Origin of the sequence: Clostridioides sp. ZZV15-6388 (genome assembly GCF_020657755.1) — a bacterium.
Taxonomy (GTDB): domain Bacteria; phylum Bacillota; class Clostridia; order Peptostreptococcales; family Peptostreptococcaceae; genus Clostridioides.
This window is the reverse complement of the sequence record NZ_JAGWCU010000004.1, coordinates 39,223-57,013: the sequence shown is the minus strand read 5'-3', so window position 1 is coordinate 57,013 and position 17,791 is coordinate 39,223. Positions and strand designations below refer to the sequence as shown.

The 17,791-nt window shown below is 28.5% G+C and carries 18 protein-coding genes; 1 reads left to right on the top strand and 17 read right to left on the bottom strand.

The window, feature by feature from the left end; translation table 11 throughout:
• Window positions 1-27: 27 nt before the first annotated feature.
• The gene (locus KGF48_RS03960; protein WP_227840376.1) at window positions 28-504 is read right to left on the bottom strand and encodes an Rpn family recombination-promoting nuclease/putative transposase; all 477 of its coding nucleotides are present in this window, start codon (window positions 502-504) and stop codon (window positions 28-30) included.
• A gap of 218 nt (window positions 505-722) precedes the next feature.
• Between KGF48_RS03960 and KGF48_RS03955 the strand changes: the two genes are divergently transcribed.
• Window positions 723-1,478, top strand: a complete 756-nt coding sequence (locus KGF48_RS03955) for a MerR family transcriptional regulator (RefSeq protein WP_227840375.1) — start codon at window positions 723-725, stop codon at window positions 1,476-1,478.
• Window positions 1,479-1,580: 102 nt separating this feature from the next.
• Here KGF48_RS03955 and KGF48_RS03950 read toward each other — a convergent pair whose 3' ends face one another.
• The 16 genes from KGF48_RS03950 to def all read right to left on the bottom strand — a co-directional run bounded on the left by KGF48_RS03950 (window position 1,581) and on the right by def (window position 17,790).
• Complete coding sequence (locus tag KGF48_RS03950) at window positions 1,581-3,923, bottom strand: sensor histidine kinase (protein WP_227867758.1); 2,343 nt, start codon at window positions 3,921-3,923, stop codon at window positions 1,581-1,583.
• Window positions 3,895-4,611 (bottom strand): response regulator transcription factor, encoded by a 717-nt coding sequence (locus tag KGF48_RS03945; RefSeq protein WP_227828127.1) that lies wholly within the window; start codon window positions 4,609-4,611, stop codon window positions 3,895-3,897. Before KGF48_RS03945 ends, KGF48_RS03950 begins: the two co-directional genes overlap by 29 nt.
• 400 nt (window positions 4,612-5,011) lie before the next feature.
• Complete coding sequence (locus tag KGF48_RS03940; protein WP_227840373.1) at window positions 5,012-5,668, bottom strand: nitroreductase family protein; 657 nt, start codon at window positions 5,666-5,668, stop codon at window positions 5,012-5,014.
• A 56-nt stretch (window positions 5,669-5,724) separates the two neighbouring features.
• Complete coding sequence (locus KGF48_RS03935) at window positions 5,725-6,354, bottom strand: HAD family hydrolase (RefSeq protein ID WP_227840372.1); 630 nt, start codon at window positions 6,352-6,354, stop codon at window positions 5,725-5,727.
• Between the two features lie 130 nt (window positions 6,355-6,484).
• A complete protein-coding gene (locus KGF48_RS03930; RefSeq protein WP_227840371.1) occupies window positions 6,485-7,126 on the bottom strand; it encodes a thiamine diphosphokinase in 642 nt (213 codons plus the stop codon).
• Between the two features lie 8 nt (window positions 7,127-7,134).
• A complete protein-coding gene (gene rpe / locus KGF48_RS03925) occupies window positions 7,135-7,806 on the bottom strand; it encodes a ribulose-phosphate 3-epimerase (RefSeq protein ID WP_227828123.1) in 672 nt (223 codons plus the stop codon).
• Window positions 7,807-7,810: 4 nt separating this feature from the next.
• Entirely contained in the window at window positions 7,811-8,695 is an 885-nt protein-coding gene (rsgA, locus tag KGF48_RS03920; RefSeq protein ID WP_227828122.1) for a ribosome small subunit-dependent GTPase A, read from the bottom strand.
• 96 nt (window positions 8,696-8,791) lie between these two features.
• Window positions 8,792-9,535, bottom strand: coding sequence for an elongation factor P 5-aminopentanone reductase (gene ymfI, locus KGF48_RS03915; RefSeq protein ID WP_227828121.1), 744 nt, complete (start codon window positions 9,533-9,535; stop codon window positions 8,792-8,794).
• Window positions 9,536-9,642: 107 nt separating this feature from the next.
• Window positions 9,643-11,658 carry a Stk1 family PASTA domain-containing Ser/Thr kinase gene (pknB, locus tag KGF48_RS03910; protein ID WP_227867757.1) on the bottom strand — a complete coding sequence of 672 codons (2,016 nt, stop codon included), beginning with the start codon at window positions 11,656-11,658 and terminating at the stop codon, window positions 9,643-9,645.
• 16 nt (window positions 11,659-11,674) lie between these two features.
• Window positions 11,675-12,427 carry a Stp1/IreP family PP2C-type Ser/Thr phosphatase gene (locus KGF48_RS03905; protein ID WP_227432480.1) on the bottom strand — a complete coding sequence of 251 codons (753 nt, stop codon included), beginning with the start codon at window positions 12,425-12,427 and terminating at the stop codon, window positions 11,675-11,677.
• A gap of 19 nt (window positions 12,428-12,446) precedes the next feature.
• On the bottom strand, window positions 12,447-13,478 hold the full coding sequence (gene rlmN, locus KGF48_RS03900) for a 23S rRNA (adenine(2503)-C(2))-methyltransferase RlmN (protein ID WP_227432479.1): 1,032 nt from the start codon (window positions 13,476-13,478) through the stop codon (window positions 12,447-12,449).
• A gap of 8 nt (window positions 13,479-13,486) precedes the next feature.
• Window positions 13,487-14,812 carry a 16S rRNA (cytosine(967)-C(5))-methyltransferase RsmB gene (gene rsmB / locus KGF48_RS03895; RefSeq protein WP_227867756.1) on the bottom strand — a complete coding sequence of 442 codons (1,326 nt, stop codon included), beginning with the start codon at window positions 14,810-14,812 and terminating at the stop codon, window positions 13,487-13,489.
• Window positions 14,813-14,873: 61 nt separating this feature from the next.
• Complete coding sequence (locus KGF48_RS03890; RefSeq protein ID WP_227432477.1) at window positions 14,874-15,575, bottom strand: zinc metallopeptidase; 702 nt, start codon at window positions 15,573-15,575, stop codon at window positions 14,874-14,876.
• An 80-nt stretch (window positions 15,576-15,655) separates the two neighbouring features.
• Window positions 15,656-16,396, bottom strand: coding sequence for a DUF116 domain-containing protein (locus tag KGF48_RS03885; protein WP_227840367.1), 741 nt, complete (start codon window positions 16,394-16,396; stop codon window positions 15,656-15,658).
• 9 nt (window positions 16,397-16,405) lie between these two features.
• Complete coding sequence (fmt, locus tag KGF48_RS03880; protein WP_227840366.1) at window positions 16,406-17,335, bottom strand: methionyl-tRNA formyltransferase; 930 nt, start codon at window positions 17,333-17,335, stop codon at window positions 16,406-16,408.
• Window positions 17,336-17,349: 14 nt separating this feature from the next.
• A complete protein-coding gene (gene def, locus KGF48_RS03875) occupies window positions 17,350-17,790 on the bottom strand; it encodes a peptide deformylase (RefSeq protein WP_227840365.1) in 441 nt (146 codons plus the stop codon).
• Window position 17,791: the final 1 nt, after the last annotated feature.

Genomic DNA, 17,791 nt, shown 5'->3' with positions numbered 1-17,791 from the left:
TTAGACCGATAAACACATTATGTAATTTTAATTTTTTATACTGGAATTATTACTATCTTCTGATGCAGATTCTATAATATCTAAAATACCTCTTTTTTTACTTAACCTTTCAGGTCCACTATATAAAACTACTGGTATAACTTTTGGGAGTTTAAAATCTTTGCGCTCTATTTCTTCAAGACTCTTTTTCATTATAAAGCTTTTCCAAATTTGCTCTCTGTATGATTTTAACCTTGGTACAATCTCTGTATCCATTTCTGTTTGAAACTCCAACACTATATAGTGTGAAATTTTACGATTTTTAGAAAAAATTTTATAAATTATATCTACCTCCTTTCCTTTATATTCACATATAAAAGATGTTTCTAACTCTATATTTTTAAGAGTTAATTCCTTTGCTATTGAGACGCTTGTAAAATTTTGAATCAAACTTAAAAAACTTTCTTTATCTGAATACAGCCTTCTATATTCTTCACGTTTTTCTTTGCTTCTTTTTAAATTCATACAATTCCTCCCAGGTTATAGATTCTCTATCTTTTGATAAAAATAATCTATAAATTTTATTTTTTAATTTTCACTAGTGATTATTGACACTTATGATTAAAATATCCAATAAAGATATTTTTTTATATTTTTATTAAAAGATATACATTTTTATATTTTAATGTATTGACATTGACGTTACGTAAAAGTGTATATTTAATTTATAGGAGGTATTACTTATGGAATATACAGTTCAGAAATTAAGTAAAATAGCTGGTATAAGTACTAGAACCCTTAGATACTATGATGAAATCGAGCTTCTTAAGCCACTTAAAATAAATTCCTCAGGTTATCGTATATATGGTCAAAATGAAGTTAATAAGCTACAACAAATACTTTTTTATAGAGAGTTAGGTATTAGCTTAGAAAATATAAAAAGCATTATAAATTCACCAACTTTTGACAGTCTAAGTGCATTAAAACAACATCATAGCAAATTACTAGCTAAAAGAAAACAAATTGACTTACTGATAGAAAATGTAACTAAAACTATAGCATTAAAGGAAGGAAAATATATTATGACAGATTTAGAAAAATTTGAAGGTTTTAAAGAAAAGATGATTGATGAAAATGAAAAAAATTATGGAACTGAAATTAGAGAAAAATATGGTGAAGATGTAATCAATCAATCAAATAAAAAATTTAAAAATATGTCTAAAAAAGATTATGAGGATTGGCAAGATTTAAGTGTTGAGATAATTAGTAAACTCAAACAAGCTTTTGAAACTGGTGATGCATCTAATGAACTTTCTCAAGAAGTTGCAAGATTACATCACAAATGGTTGAGTTACACTTGGAATACATACTCTAAGGAAGCTCATGCTGCTTTAGCGCAGATGTATGTAAATGATGACCGTTTTACATCATATTATAATAAAGAACAACCTGGGCTGGCAAAGTTTCTGAGAGATTCCATATTATTCTATACAAGATAATACTCAATGTAAATCAATAAAAAGAGTGCTACTTTAAAATAGCACTCTTAAAAAATTTTATTTTGCAAATTCTATAGTTATAATCTGTGATAAAAATCTAACTTAGTTTTTATTAAAAGTAATTGTAACTTTAAATAAATCTCCATCTATATCTATCTTCATTTTACCACCTTGTAGCTCTACAAAACTTTTTGCTATTGCTAGACCAAGTCCAGAACCTTCTGTATTACGTGACTTATCTCCTCTTACAAATCTCTCCATTATATCATCTACACTAAAATCAATTTCAGTTGCTGACATATTTTTAAGCATGATATTTACTTGTCTATCTGTTTCTAAAATATCAATATATACTCTTGAATTTGGCATTGCGTATTTACTTATATTTATTATAAGATTCTCAAATACTCTAAATGTGCGTTGACTATCTAATGGTAATATTATTTTTTCACTTGAAAAATTATTTCTTACCTTCAGTGATGACTCTGCTATTTTATCATCTAATTCCAGTAATGTCTGTTTCATTAGAGATATAATATCTACATTTACTATATTTAAATGCACATCTCCACTATTTACCTTGCTCACTTCAAATAAATCTTCTATTAAATGTTGTAGTCTTTGTGACTTTCTATCCAATGTATCAATATACATTTTACGATTTTCATCTGTTATATTTTCATCCTTTAGTAAATCTATATAAGTGATTATAGATGTCAAAGGTGTTTTTAAGTCATGTGATACATTTGATATAAGCTCTGTTTTCATCTTTTGACTTTTAACTTCTTCATCAACAGCTTTTTTAAATCCAGATTGAATATTTCCAAGCTCATCTTTGATAGGATTAAAGAACCCTAAATCATCTTCCATATTTACTTCTAAATTTCCATCTGAAATTTTCTTTGTAACATCTAAAAGTTGATTGTATTCACATATTGTTTTCTTAGAGTAGTCTGACAATAACTTAAATAAAACTACTGAGTAAATTAATGCAAGTATTATTCCAAAGAACCACATACTACACATTATAACTATAATTAATAAGTTTACTGATAGAATTATAGCTATAGTTTTATTTGGCTTTTCTTTTAAATTTGTCATTCTAACTTGATTAATAACTACTTTACTTGATTTTTTAAACCATTTTAAAAACATTCCTGTCAAAGTATTTTTTACAAAGTATTCTTTTATTCCAAAGTTTAAAATATGTTTTAAAAGTGCTATAAATACAAATATTATTGAGAAGGCTACAAACCAATAAATTAAATTCATTGAGCTTACTAATATATTTGCCATTTTACTACTTATATCATTATTTATTAGATACTCTACATAATTTCCATTCAATGTGTTACTTATTATACCAGTAGGATATAAATCTACAATACCCTGTATAATAGCAATAGCAATAAAAAGTATCTCTAATGGTATTCTTGTGATTATCTCAAACCCTAATAACTCTTTAGATTTTCTATATGGAAATACTACAGCTACAATTACAACTATAGATATTATGATTTTTATAATCATTGCAGAAATCTTATAATACGAATTATTCTCTACATTATTTATATATCCACTTATATCATCACTACTATAAATCATTCCATAATCATTATATGAGCTATATGAACTATCTTGGCTTATTACTTTAGGTACAGCATATACTAATGTTTTATTTTTTATTGGGGATAATTTATATGAGATTGAATTCCCACCTAAATCTGTATCCATCAAATCTTCTCTAGATTTAGATAATAACATTTGGCTGATAATGCTTTGATTTACTCCATAAGAGTCTACAATATTTACTTTTCCATCTTTATCAAAATTCATTACAAGATAAAATCTATAATTTGCTTTTATATTTTTAATCTTTTCTTGTCTTTCTTCATCATTCATAGTTGTATCTTGAGGCTGATTTTTATCAGACTCTTCTTTTGATACATCATTTTTTGTTGTATCAAGTGCTTTTAATTCTTTATTCTCATTAAAAAGCTCAAAGTTATTTTCTTTATCAACTAAATAATATTTTAAATTTTTACTTGAATTATTAATAAAAGATTCCCATTCATCAAAGTTTTCATTAAAATCTGCATTAATACTATCATCAGAATAATAGGTATCTGAACCTTCATATGTGCTTTTTTCTTTACTAGCATTTTTTATATAATTTATAGTTTCTTCACTTAAAAAAAGCTTCGAAGGTTGTATCATCTTACCTTCTTGTTCTTCTTTCATATTGTGATATAAAACATAACTTCCTTTATATATGTCATCTACAAATCCTTCTTGCTCAAATGGATTTTTAGCTCCACCTTTAGAAGCTGCCTGTATAGTTGGATATTGACTAATCATACCTAATGATGCTGATAACATAAGTATAAAAACTATTGCACTAATTATATATTTTCCCTTAAATTTTTTCAATTTTGTATCCAACACCCCACACCACCTTTAAATATTTTGGATTTTTTGGGTCGATTTCTATCTTCTCCCTTATATTTCTAACATGTACCATGACTGTATCTGTATTTACAGCATTTTCATTCCAAACTCTTTCATATATTTCGTCTGCAGAAAAGACCCTTCCTGCATTTCTCATAAGTAAACTTAATATCTTAAATTCTATAGGAGTTGTTTTTATATAATTTCCATCAATACTAACTTCTTTTGTATTTTCATTTAATTCTAATCCACCTATTACAAATACACCTTCATTACTTTCTGAACTTTCTTCTTTATTTTTTATCATATTTAGATACTTAGTATATCTTCTAAGTTGAGAATTAACTCTAGCCAATAACTCTAATGGCTTAAAGGGTTTTGTTACATAATCATCCGCTCCTATGTTAAGCCCCATTATTTTATCAACTTCTTCTGATTTTGCAGATAACATTATCACTGGAAAATTATGATTTTCTCTAAGCTTCATTGTAAGCGTTATTCCATCCATTTGAGGCATCATTATATCAACTATAGCTAAGTGTATTTCTTGGCTTTCTATAATTTTAAGACCTTCCAATCCATTGTAACCTTTAAAAACATTATACCCTTGATTTAAAAGGTATATTTCTATAGCATCTGCTATTTCTTTCTCATCTTCTACCACCAAAATATTATATGAATTCATTTTAATCTCCTTTATATCAATTAATTTATAAACTACCTTTACATATATGATTATACAATATGATAGAAGTTTTTCCATTTTTTTATAAATTTATAGTGGTCTATTCTAATTATTTATCTTTAATGTCCATTTCAGAACCCTCCCTTTAATTTAACTTCAATACTGTTTTACCTTATTTATATATCTAATATTAAAGCTAAAAACTTAAGATATTATATATACTTTTCTAAAGATTTTCTAAAGATTTAAATTTACTTGCTTTAATATACACAAAAAAGTAGGCCTTATTGTATTAATTAAATCAACAACCTGAAATATAAATTTAATATCAATAAAATCTACTTTTTAATTTTTGCATATTTATTTTTAATTTATTTATTTTTTATAAAAATTTTTATTTTTATTTTATAAATGTACATATGTCTTCTACTGGTTTTTTAGATGGACTTCTTAAGTTATCTTCTGGTACTCCAAGTGCCAACATTGCTCCCAAGAAATATTCGCCTTTTTCAAATCCTGTTTCTTTCTCTAAAACAGCTTCTATCTCATCTGCTGCATAGTTCTGGCTTGTCAACCAACAAGAACCATACCCAAGTTCAATTGCTGATAATGTAAAGTTTTCAATTGCTGCTCCTAAACTTTGCATGCCTGGATTTCTTACAAATAACTTATCTATAGTCTCTTTAGGTGCATTTATAAGTTCTAACTCATAATAGCCGGATGGATTGTATACCTTTGTAAAAACTAATACCAAAACTGGAGCTTTTAAATAAAACAAAGTAAAGTTTGGCACAAATTTTCTAAATCTATTAGCTTTTTCTACTGATACTTTATCCATCTCTACAAGTATTTCTTGCTGTTTTTTAGTTATCACATCTGCTATCTTTTCCATTAAATCACGACGCTTTATAACTACAAAATGCCAGTTTTGAATGTTTTTACCTGATGGAGCTGCCCCTGCCGCTTTTACCATTTTCAAAATATCTTCATCTAAAACATCTTGTTCTTTAAATTTTCTTACACTTTGTCTTTTGTAAATAGTATCTTGTAATTCCATTTTTAAGTCCCCCTGTAGATTATTTTTGTTATTTAAAAACAAACTTTAAACTTCTCTTATTTTAATATATCATGTTCTAACAAATCTTTAAATGACTCTATAGAATAATCATATTCATCCACATTTCCAAAACCATATTTTGCATATACAAAAGGAATCCCAGCAAATTTAGCACTATTTGCATCCCCTTGAGTGTCTCCAATATAGATTGGGTTAGTTAGTTTATTTCTATCAATTATGAGTTTATTATTTTCACCTTTATGCAATCCAGTATTGCCAGGACACTCAAAATCTATAAAGTACTTTTCTAGCTTGTGTGCTTTTAAAAAAGATTCTATATATCCTTTTTGACAATTACTTACTATAAATAATTTATATTTTTCATATAATTTCTCGAGAGTATTTTCTATATCTTCAAATAATTTACCTCCATGTTCAGATAAGTAATCACATTCTCCTGCAGAACATTCATCTAATAGATTCTTTCTTTCTTCTTCATCTAAATCTGGAAATAAACGCTTTGCTATTTCATCAAATGAAAGACCCATAACACTTCTAAATAATTCTACTGTAACATTTAAACCTATATCCTCACGTTTATCTAAGACCTCTTGCCATACCTTACATACTCCTTCAGTTGAATCCCATAGAGTTCCATCTAAATCGAAAATAATACTGTCTATCACAAAAAATCCCCCTTGCGTCAAAAGTTATTATATATTTATAATTATATACTAAAAAGCAGATACAATTATAAATATATTTTACTTGATTGTATCTGCTCTGTAATATAAAATCAATTATTAAAGTCCATTTTTATAAATTTCTAACTACAAGTACACATCCTTGCTCTACTTTAATTTTACAAGAATTCCCTAACATAACATTGGATATTCCAATAGGTACTGAATACTTCATATAATAATTATCCAAAGGATATTCTAAACCAGTAAGTGTTACTCCTTTAGCATCTCCTTTTACAGCTATTACAGAAATAGTATCTCCTTTGTTTCCAAACAAGGTAAATTCTTCATTTTCAACTATATACATCTCTTCTTTATCTGAGAGTATCCTAGAATATATTCCATCTTCTTTTAAATAATATAATAGCTTTATATTTGCAAGAGTATGGTCAATTCTTCCACCTAGGGCACCAAAAAAATCAATATGGTTAGCTTTAATAGTTTTAGCTAAAAAGAGACATAGCTCTGTATCAGTTTCATCCTTTTTAGATGGAAATTTTTCAAATTTAACACCTTGATTTATATAGAAATTTATCTTCCCTTCTTCTATTGAATCTAAATCTCCTAAGATATAATCTGGTATTATATCCATTTTATAGGTGTGATTTGCGCCTCCATCTGCACATATTATGCAGTCATAACATTCTTTAAGTATAATATCTCTTGTAATTTTATAATCTTCAATTTCACCATTTAAAACAATACAGATTTTCATACCTAAGTCTAAACTAATTCTTCAAGAGAAGCATTCTTTCTAAATAAATTAACTGTTTCTTGAATGTCATCACTTCCAAATATTGCAGAGCCTGCTACTATTACGTTAGCTCCTGCTTGTACAACTTCAGCTACATTTTTAGGACTTATACCACCATCAACTTCTATATCAATATTTAATCCTTTACTATCTATAAGTGTTTTTAACTCTTTAATCTTATCTAGCACACAAGGTATGAATGATTGTCCTCCAAATCCAGGATTAACAGACATTAAAAGCACCATATCTAAATCAGATAGTACATGTTTAATAGTATCTATTGGTGTTGCTGGATTAAGTACTACACCTGCCTTTATTCCATGTGATTTTATATTTTGTATAGTTCTATGTAGATGTGTACAAGCTTCCTGATGAACAGTTATTATATCACATCCTGCTTTTACGAAATCTTCAATATATTGGTCTGGATTTTCTATCATAAGATGAGCATCAAATACCATATTTATATTCTCTTTTTTTAAACTTTTAACTACAAGTGGTCCTAATGTAATATTTGGTACAAAATGTCCATCCATTACATCGATATGAAGATATTCACATCCTGCACTTTCCACTTTTCTTACATCCTCTAATAATTTTGCAAAATCTGCTGATAATATTGATGGTGCTAATTTAATCATGTTTCTAATACCTCCTACTGTTATTTTGTCTTATTTCATTTAGTAGCTGTATATAACTATCATATCTTTCTTTAGATATTTCTCCATTTGCAACAGCTTCTTTTATAGCACAATTAGGTTCATTTTCATGAATACATTTTGAACCAAACTTACAATCATTAAATTTATCAAATTCTATAAAATAATCTTTAAGTTCAACTTCTTCTATGTCTTCAAGTGCAAGTGAACTAAAACCTGGTGTATCTGCAACCATTCCACCAAACTCTAACTTTAAAAGTTCAGCATGACGAGTGGTATGTTTTCCTCTTTTGATTTTATCACTTACTACACCTGTTTGCAGTTTAAAATTTTCATCTATTTCATTTAATAAGCTTGATTTTCCAACTCCAGATGGTCCTGCAAATACTACTACATTTTCTTTTAATTCATCTTTTACTTTATCTATATTTAACTTAGTGACATTGCTTACAGGAATAACCTTATATCCACTAAGCTCGTATATATTTTTAACATGCTCTAATATGTTATCATCATCTAAATCTGCTTTTGTAAGGATTATTACAGTTTCTAAATTTTCTTTTTCTGCCAAAACTATAAATCTATCTAAAAGAGATAAGTTTGGTTTAGGATTTTTTATTGCAAATACTATTAGTGCCTTATCTACATTTGCTATAGGTGGTCTTATAAGTTCTGTATCTCTACTATCTATTTCTTCCACAATTCCCTTTTTTTCATCTTCATCAACAACACTTATTTTAACTCTGTCACCAACTAAAGGTGTTACTTTTTGCTTTCTAAATATACCTCTAGCCTTACATTCATAAAGACCTTTCTCTGTATCTACATAATAAAATCCACTAATCCCTTTTATAATTTTTCCTTCTAGCATCAAATACCTCCCTTTATAAAATTATATAAACATATGCTGTTTATGAGTAGTATATAGTGTTATTCTTTCCTATTTTTATATAATACCACATTTTTTTTAAATAACAAATCCTCCGTTTGGACTAATTACCTGTCCAGTAATAAAACTTGATTTATCAGATGCTAAAAAAATAGCACAATTTGCTATATCTTCTGGTGTTCCTAATCTCATTAAAGGAGTTTCCTCTACAAGAGCATCTATCTCATCTTCATTATATTCAGATAACATATCTGTATTAATAACTCCTGGTGCTATGCTATTTACTCTAATATTTGATGGAGCAACTTCTTTAGCTAATGCCTTTGTCATTCCTATTATACCTGCTTTTGATACAGAATAATGTACCTCACAAGAAGCACCTGATATACCCCAAATTGAAGATATATTAATTATGTTTCCTTTTTTTTCTGATATCATGTATTTTAAAGCAATTTGTGAACAATAAAAACTTCCTTTTAAGTTAATATTCATCATATTATCCCAATCTTCATCAGTTATATCTGTAAATAACTTATCTTGACTTATACCAGCATTATTTATAAGTACATCCAATCCTCCAAACTCCTTTATGCAATAATCTATCATATTTTCAACTTCTTCTCTATTTGAAATATTAGCTTTAAATAATTTTACAGAAAAACCTTTTTCATTTAATACAGTGTATAGTTCTTTAGCCTCATTTTCTGATTTATTAAAGTTTATCAATACATTATACCCATCTTTTGCAAATGTTTTAGATATTGCTCTTCCAATTCCTCTAGAGCCTCCTGTGACCAAAACTGTTTTATTATTTTTATTCATAAATATTTATCTCCCTTATAATTAATCTAATATTTTATACAAAACAAACTGCCCCTTTAAAGAAAATAATTTCTATAAAAGGACAGCTTTTTATTTTTAGCTAATATTTATTCTGATTTGCCAATATTTCCACCAGTTCCTGATGGAGTTTCTCCAGTATTTCCTGAGTTTGAACCTCCTGAGTTATCTCCACTATTTCCTGAGTTTGAGCCTCCTGAATTATCTCCATTATTTCCTGAGTTTCCTCCACTATTTCCTGAGTTATCTCCACTATTTCCTGAATTATCTCCACTATTTCCTGAATTACCTCCGTTAGTTCCTGAGTTTGAACCTCCTGAGCTTCCTCCACTATTTCCTGAGTTTGAACCTCCTGAATTTCCTCCACTATTTCCTGAGTTTGAACCAGGTGTTGTTGTATCATCCTCGTTTGGTGTTGTTGGAGTCTTATTTGGTGTTGTTGGCGTTGGTGTATTTGATTTTTCTGGGCCTTTGCTAACATATAGGTCTATTTCATCACCTTCTTGAACACTTGATGAACCAGAGCTAGGGCTCTGACTTAAAACTGTACCTTCTTTATATACTGAACTATATTCGTACTTGACAGTACCAACTTTCAATTTATTTTCCTCTATAACTTTTTTTGCATTAGTTAAAGTAATACCTACTACATTGGGAACTGAAGCTTCATTTGCACCTTTACTTACAACGACATTTATAGTGTCACCTTTTTTAATATTTGTACTTCCACCTTCAGGTGTTTGCGATATTATACAGTTTTTGTCAACCTCATTGCTATACTCTTCACTTTTTACACTTAAGGACAATCCTTCTTTTTCAACTTCACTTTGTGCTTCCTCTAATGTCATATTCACAAGATTAGGAACAGTTAAATCTTTACTACCAAATCCTCCAGCAAATAAAAATTTATATGCTAAGAATACTTGTGCACATAAGATTACTATCAAAACTGCTGCGACTACCTTTAGTCTTTTTCTAGCTTTAGGACTTTCTTGTTTTTTCTTCTTTTTCTTAGCCCTCTTACTTTGAGTATTCTTAGGTTTTTGATTCTTTTTAGCTCTCATTATCTCTTCCTCATCTTCATCTTCTTCATCTTCTTCATATTCATCTTCATAAAAATCATCATAATAATCTTCATCTTCATCTAAATCAGCAACTTCTATAGGTTTAACTACTTTTTCTGGAACCGGCTTTGCAAGTACTGGATTTACAGCTTTACTAATTTCTTTTTCATCAATTTTCTTTGTTGCAAAATCATCATATTCCTTTATAAAATCTAAGTCAATATTTTTTTCTATATAATCTATATCTTCTATTAACTCTTCAGCAGTTTGGTATCTATCTGCACTAGATTTTTCTGTAAGCTTTTTTATTGTAGTTCTTACACTTTGAGGAATCCTAACTTTTTCTTCCGATGTAAAATCTATATCATCATTAATATGTTGAAGTGCGATAGAAATTGGACTATCTCCTCTAAATGGTACTTTTCCTATCAGCATTTCATATAAAACTATACCTAAAGAATACAAGTCTGCATTATTAGTTACAAACTTTCCTTTAGCTTGCTCTGGTGAAAAATAGTGTACTGAACCTATTATACTACCAATATTAGTCATTGTTGAATTTGAGACAGCTTTGGCTATACCAAAATCAGCTACTTTTACTACTCTTCCTTCATTGGATATGAGAATATTATGAGGTTTTATATCTCTATGTATAATCCCCTTTTTATGTGCAGCACTAAGTGCCATAGCTATTTGTTTTGTTATATCTAGTGCAGTATATTCGTCTAATATTCCTTCATCCTGTATAATTTCCTTTAAATTTTTTCCATCTACAAATTCCATTACAATGTAGTGAACTTTTCCATCTTCCCCAACATCATATACATTTACTATATTTGGATGTGAAAGACTTGCTACTGCTTCTGCTTCTCTTTTAAATTTTGTTAAAAATTCATCGTCATCTACAAATTCAGGTCTGAGTACTTTAAGTGCAACAGTCCTGTTTAATAATCTGTCTTTAGCCTCATATACAAAGGCCATTCCTCCATCACCAATCTTCCTGATGATTTCATATCGATTTCCTAAAATTGTATCTCCCACAATATCACCGTCCTAATTATACTTTTATTACTATCACCGAAACATTATCTTTACCAGAAACATCATTGGCCATGCTTATCAATTCATCACTTATATCACTAATTCTCTCATATTCGTAATCTAATATTAAACTTCTTATATCTTCGTCATAAATAAACCCGGTTAATCCATCTGTTGCAAGAAGTATTATATCACTTTTTTTGATTTCCTTCTTAAAAATATCTACAACAACCATATCATCTGTTCCAATTGCTCTAGTTATTCTATTTCTCTGTGGATGTCTTCTCGCTTCTTCTTCTGTAATAACATGAGCCATCATAAGTTCTTCAACCACGGAATGGTCTATAGTTATTTTATCAAATTTTTCATCTGTTAACAAATAACATCTGCTATCTCCAACATTTGCCACATACAAGACATTATTATACACTATCGCTGTAACTAATGTAGTTCCCATTCCTTCAAATGCTATATCTTCCATAGATTTCTTGTGCACAATTGAGTTTACATTATTATAAGCCTGTTTTAGTATATCATCTATATAGTCTATTTTTACATTATCATGCTGTAATAAGTTTTCTTTTAGAAAATCAATTATATTTTCTACTGCTAACTTACTGGCGACTTCCCCTTTTTTATGTCCACCCATTCCATCAGCTATGGCAAATATTCCTATTGGACCATGTTCTGTATCTATAACTTCTCCCTCACAATAGTCTTCATTGTTTTTTCTTACTTTTCCTATATGGGAGGCACAACTATAAACCATACGACTTCCTCCTTACATATTACTTGTATTTTCTTCTCAATTGGCCACAAGCTCCACTAATATCAGAACCCATAGACATTCTAACTGTAGCAGGTATATTGTTTTTCTCTAAACTATCTCTAAACTTATAAATAAATGCCTTGTCTGGCTTTTCATATTCTCTTTCTTCAACCTTATTTATTGGTATTAAATTTACATGGCATAGCATACCTTTTAAAAGCTTTGCTAATGCCTTTGCCTCATTTTCTGAGTCATTTACACCTTTTATAAGAGAGTATTCAAATGTAACCCTTCTATTTGTCTTTTTTATATAATATCTACATGCATCTAGTATTTCTTTAATAGAATAGGCATTTGCTACAGGCATAATCTTTCTTCTTTCTTCATCATATGGTGAATGAAGTGATAAAGCCAAATTTATAGCTATTTTCAAATCAGCCAACTCGTACATTTTTGGCACTATCCCACAAGTTGAAAGAGTTATATGTCTATACCCTATATTAAGACCATTTTTTTCATTAATTATTTTTAAAAATTGTTTTGTATTTTCAAAATTGTCAAGTGGTTCACCACTTCCCATTAAGACAAGATTTGATACTCTTTTGCCAGTATCTTCTTGAATCTTAATAACTTGGTCTAAAATCTCCCATGGTTCTAAGTTTCTAATCAGTCCATCCATTGTAGATGCACAGAAGTTACATCCCATTCTACATCCTACTTGATTAGAAACACAAACAGTAACCCTACTGTCATAATCCATCATCACAGTTTCTATTATATTTCCATCATCTAATAAAAACAAATATTTTTTTGTGCCATCTACCTTAGATTCTAACTTTAATTCTATATCTATATGACCTATACATGAAACTTCTTCTAATTTATTTCTCAAACTTTTTGGTATATTATTCATGTCATCAAAAGTTTTTGCACCTTTATATATCCAAGAAAATATTTGGCTCCCTCTAAAAGGTTTTTCATCTATAGTTTTCATAAATTCCTTGAGTTCATCTTCAGTAAAGTTTTTTAATACTATTTTTTTCTCTTCCATTCTATTCACTACCTTATTCTCTTTAATTTTGCTATAAAAAAACCATCTATACCATGAATATTGGGATATATTTTTAAATATCCTTTATCTTGATTGTCTAAATCTACATTTATTGTATCAATTGGAGTCAATTCAAAATTATTATTTTCTTCAATAAAAGAATTAATTATATTTATGTTTTCCATATCTTGAACTGTACATGTACTATATATTAAAGTTCCTCCAATTTTAACATACTTTGATGCATTTTCTAATATTTTCTTTTGTATAGAAGTAATATCTTCTAACTCTTCTTCTTTCTTGTATTTAATTTCTGGTTTACGTCTTATTATACCAAGGCCAGAACAAGGAACATCTGCTAAAACATAATCAAATTTATTTATGCTATTTTCATCAATTTCAGAAGCATCAAATCCTTCTACACATACATTTTTAAGACCAAGTCTATTTACAGTAGCTTTTATAAGCTTTAGTTTATGCTCAAAGATATCTCTAGCTATTACTTGACCTGTATTATTCATTAAAGTGGCTAAGTGAGTAGATTTTCCACCAGGAGCACTACATACATCTAAAATCAATGAATCTTCCTTTGGATTAATTACTTTCCCTACTATCATAGAACTTATATCTTGAATTGTAAATAAACCAGCCTTAAATAACTCATTATTTTCTATATTTTTTAATTTTTCGACTTTTATAGCTTCTTCCACCATAGGTACTTTCAAACACATAATACCCTCTTGATTTAATTTTTCAATAAGCTCTTCTCTGCTGATTTTAAGTGTATTTGTTCTTATATAAATACTAGGCTTTTCATTGTTTGCTTCTAATAAATCTTCAGTAAATTCTTGTCCAAAATTATCTATCCAATTTTTTATAATCCAAGAGTTGTAAGAATACTTTATAGATAAGTATTTTACACTATCTTCCTCAGTTATGTCCATTATAGTATCTTTATTTCTTATTTCATTTCTAAGAATAGCATTTATAAAACCAGAAGATTTTTTATCATATTTTTTAGATAATTTTACAGTTTCATTAACTGCTGCATAATCTGATATACTATTTAAAAATAAAATTTGATATGTTCCCATTCTTAAAAAGATTTTAACATAAGTTGACATTTTTTTTACTTTTATTTTTGAAAGTTTATTAATTATATAATCTAAGTAATATTTATTTTCTACTACTCCATAGATTAACTCTGTTGCAAGTCCTCTATCCATATCGCTTATTTCTAAGTTTTTAAAATGCTTATTTATTGCAATATTTGAATAGTTATTATTTTTCTCTATATCGCATAATACTTTAAATCCAATTTCTCTTGCATCCATATAAATTTCTCCCTTTTATTAAACATAAAAAAGGGTTGTTTCTAAACAACCCACTTTATTTTTAGTCATCTCTTCTTTGAGCTATTAGTAACAATCTAAGTAATTGAAGTATTGAAACTAGTGCTGCTGCAACATATGTTAAGGCTGCTGCTGAAAGCACTTTTCTACTTTGTCTTACCTCACCCTCATCTATAATACCTAGATTTCCAAGTTGAACAATTGCTCTGCTAGAAGCATTAAATTCTACAGGCAATGTTATTATTTGGAATAGTACTGAAGCTGAAAACAATAGTATCCCAATTTTTAGAAATGGTCCAGCCATGATAAATCCTAGAAATATTAAAAACCAAGAAATGCTTGAAGCAAAGTTTACTACTGGCACCAAACTACTTCTTATTTGAAGAGGTGCATAACCTTTAGCATGTTGCATTGCATGACCACATTCATGTGCAGCTACTGCAACAGAAGTTATTGATGTTCCATAATATACATCTTCTGATAATCTTACAGTTTTTCTTCTTGGGTCATAGTGGTCACTTAAATGACCTCTAACCATTTCTATCCTTACATCATACAAACCATTTGAATCAAGTACTCTTCTTGCTGTCTGTTCTCCAGTATATCCTCTACGTGTATTTACTCTTAAATACTTATTTGTTGTTGAACTCACTTTAAATTGAGCATATGCAGTGAATAATATAGCTGGAATTAATATAATCATCGTTGGGTCAAATCCCCAAAAACCGCCATATACAGGGTACATAAATAACACTCTCCTAAAATATATTTTTATTATACATCCTCTTTAATATTCACATAACTTAAAAACAGTTTAATTACAAGCTAATATACTTTTCCTGTTAAAAAACTTATAGCTTTTTTAATATCCACTATATCTACATTAGTATTTATACAAGGTCCATTAGGTCTTTTGTTAAATACCCCTAAAACAGGAATTTTTTTAATGTCTTGTATTCCAGATGTTAAATCTCTCTCACATGCAACAGCTATAACAGCTTTAGGTTTATTGTCAATTATAATTTTTCTAGCTAGAGTCCCTCCTGTAGCTACAAATACTTTTACTTTAACACTTTTATTTAGCTCAGCTAATTCTCCTATATTGCATTTTCCACATTTCTTACAATTATCTATATCATTAGTAACTTTTAGTTTGCAACTATTCTCTTGAATACAATGAGGTATTAAAATTATTATATCCTCTGGATTAAAATTATATTTATTACTGTATATATATTCATTATTTAACTTTATATATATCCTTCTAATTTCACTTTTTGACATACCAAATGATGATGCAATAAAAGATATAATGGGAAATAATACACTAACAATTTTAAAATTTATTTTCATTATATTTGAGTTAATATTTTTTCCTTTAATTACTCTATACGTAACTATTGTTGAGCATAGTATTATAAGTATTAGTGATATTACTACAGTATTTATTCCTAAGGAAAATATTTGAGTCAAACTAATTATAAAAAAGTTTGCAACTCCCATTAAAATCCCTAATATTAAGACTAAAATACCAACACTTGTTAAATACTTTTTTATATCTGTCATACTTTTCACCTAACTCAATACTACACCAATTTCTATAGTATTTCCTTTTATATATTCTCCAACCAGCATTCTCTTCTTATTTGGCATCTGAATTTCTTCAATTAAAAGTACCTTATCCTTAGTACTTACTTTTATGCCATCTTTATTTACCTCAATTATTGTACCTGCATCTTTGGTACTTTCTTCCTCTAATACTTTAGTTTTCCAGATTTTCATTGTTACACCATTATAAGTAGTATAAGCACTTGGCCATGGATTTACACCTCTAACTAAATTGTGTATTTCCTTAGCATTTTTTGAAAAGTCTATATTACCTAGTGATTTATTCATTATTGGTGCATAAGAAAATTCCTCATGATTTTGTACTTCTCTTGGGGCAGTTCCTTCTTCTATCAACTTTAATGTTTCTTTTAAAGTTTCTGCTCCTATATTCATTATTTTATCATGAAGTTCTCCTGCTGTTATATTTTCATCAAGATTTACTTCTGACTTTAATATCATATCTCCAGTGTCTAAGCCTTCATCCATATACATAGTTGTAACACCAGTTTTTTCTTCGCCATTGATTATTACCCAATTTATAGGTGCTGCACCTCTATATTTTGGAAGTAAAGAAACATGGACATTTATACATCCAAACTTAGGAATTTCTAATATTTCTTTTGGAAGTATCTGCCCAAAAGCCACAACTACTATTACATCCGGATTTAAAGATTTCATTGTGTCTATAAAATCTTTGTCTCTAGCTTTAATTGGTTGATATACAGGTATATTATTTTCAATTGCAAGCTCTTTTACTGGACTCATGCCAAGTTTTTTACCTCTTCCTTTTGGTTTATCTGGCTGAGTTACAACTCCTAGTATTTCATACTTTTCATCTATTATTTTTTGTAAACAAGGAACTGCTATATCAGGAGTTCCCATAAATACTATATTCATCAAATCAACCCCTACTATTTTTCTATTTTATCAACAAATAGTATTCCATCTAGATGGTCTATTTCATGACAAAATGCTCTAGCTAAAAGTTCTTCCCCTTCTAACTCTATTGTTTCTCCATTTCTATTTAAAGCTCTAACTTTTACATAGTTTGGTCTTTTAACCTCTCCAGATTCTCCAACAACACTTAAACAACCTTCATCATCTATTTGTTCTCCAGATGTTTCTATTATTTCTGGATTTATAAGTTCTATAAGTTCTTCTCCAATATCGATTACTACCACTCTTTTTAAAATTCCAACTTGAGGTGCAGCCAGTCCAACACCATCTGCATCATACATAGTTTCTGCCATATCATCTAACAATTGTATTATTTTTGCATCAATTTTTTCAACTTTTTTTGATTTCTTTCTTAGTACTGGTTCTCCTATTTGAACTATTTGTCTTAAAGCCATT

What these genes read in the sequence shown, in the direction of transcription:
- KGF48_RS03960 (WP_227840376.1), bottom strand. Translation starts at nt 504, where the DNA reads ATGAATTTAAAAAGAAGCAAAGAAAAACGTGAAGAATATAGAAGGCTG.
- KGF48_RS03955 (WP_227840375.1), top strand. Translation starts at nt 723, where the DNA reads ATGGAATATACAGTTCAGAAATTAAGTAAAATAGCTGGTATAAGTACT.
- KGF48_RS03945 (WP_227828127.1), bottom strand. Translation starts at nt 4,611, where the DNA reads ATGAATTCATATAATATTTTGGTGGTAGAAGATGAGAAAGAAATAGCA.
- KGF48_RS03940 (WP_227840373.1), bottom strand. Translation starts at nt 5,668, where the DNA reads ATGGAATTACAAGATACTATTTACAAAAGACAAAGTGTAAGAAAATTT.
- KGF48_RS03930 (WP_227840371.1), bottom strand. Translation starts at nt 7,126, where the DNA reads ATGAAAATCTGTATTGTTTTAAATGGTGAAATTGAAGATTATAAAATT.
- rpe (WP_227828123.1), bottom strand. Translation starts at nt 7,806, where the DNA reads ATGATTAAATTAGCACCATCAATATTATCAGCAGATTTTGCAAAATTA.
- rsgA (WP_227828122.1), bottom strand. Translation starts at nt 8,695, where the DNA reads ATGCTAGAAGGAAAAATTATAAAAGGGATTAGTGGATTTTATTATGTA.
- ymfI (WP_227828121.1), bottom strand. Translation starts at nt 9,535, where the DNA reads ATGAATAAAAATAATAAAACAGTTTTGGTCACAGGAGGCTCTAGAGGA.
- KGF48_RS03905 (WP_227432480.1), bottom strand. Translation starts at nt 12,427, where the DNA reads ATGGTTTATAGTTGTGCCTCCCATATAGGAAAAGTAAGAAAAAACAAT.
- rlmN (WP_227432479.1), bottom strand. Translation starts at nt 13,478, where the DNA reads ATGGAAGAGAAAAAAATAGTATTAAAAAACTTTACTGAAGATGAACTC.
- rsmB (WP_227867756.1), bottom strand. Translation starts at nt 14,812, where the DNA reads ATGGATGCAAGAGAAATTGGATTTAAAGTATTATGCGATATAGAGAAA.
- KGF48_RS03890 (WP_227432477.1), bottom strand. Translation starts at nt 15,575, where the DNA reads ATGTACCCTGTATATGGCGGTTTTTGGGGATTTGACCCAACGATGATT.
- KGF48_RS03885 (WP_227840367.1), bottom strand. Translation starts at nt 16,396, where the DNA reads ATGACAGATATAAAAAAGTATTTAACAAGTGTTGGTATTTTAGTCTTA.
- fmt (WP_227840366.1), bottom strand. Translation starts at nt 17,335, where the DNA reads ATGAATATAGTATTTATGGGAACTCCTGATATAGCAGTTCCTTGTTTA.
- def (WP_227840365.1), bottom strand. Translation starts at nt 17,790, where the DNA reads ATGGCTTTAAGACAAATAGTTCAAATAGGAGAACCAGTACTAAGAAAG.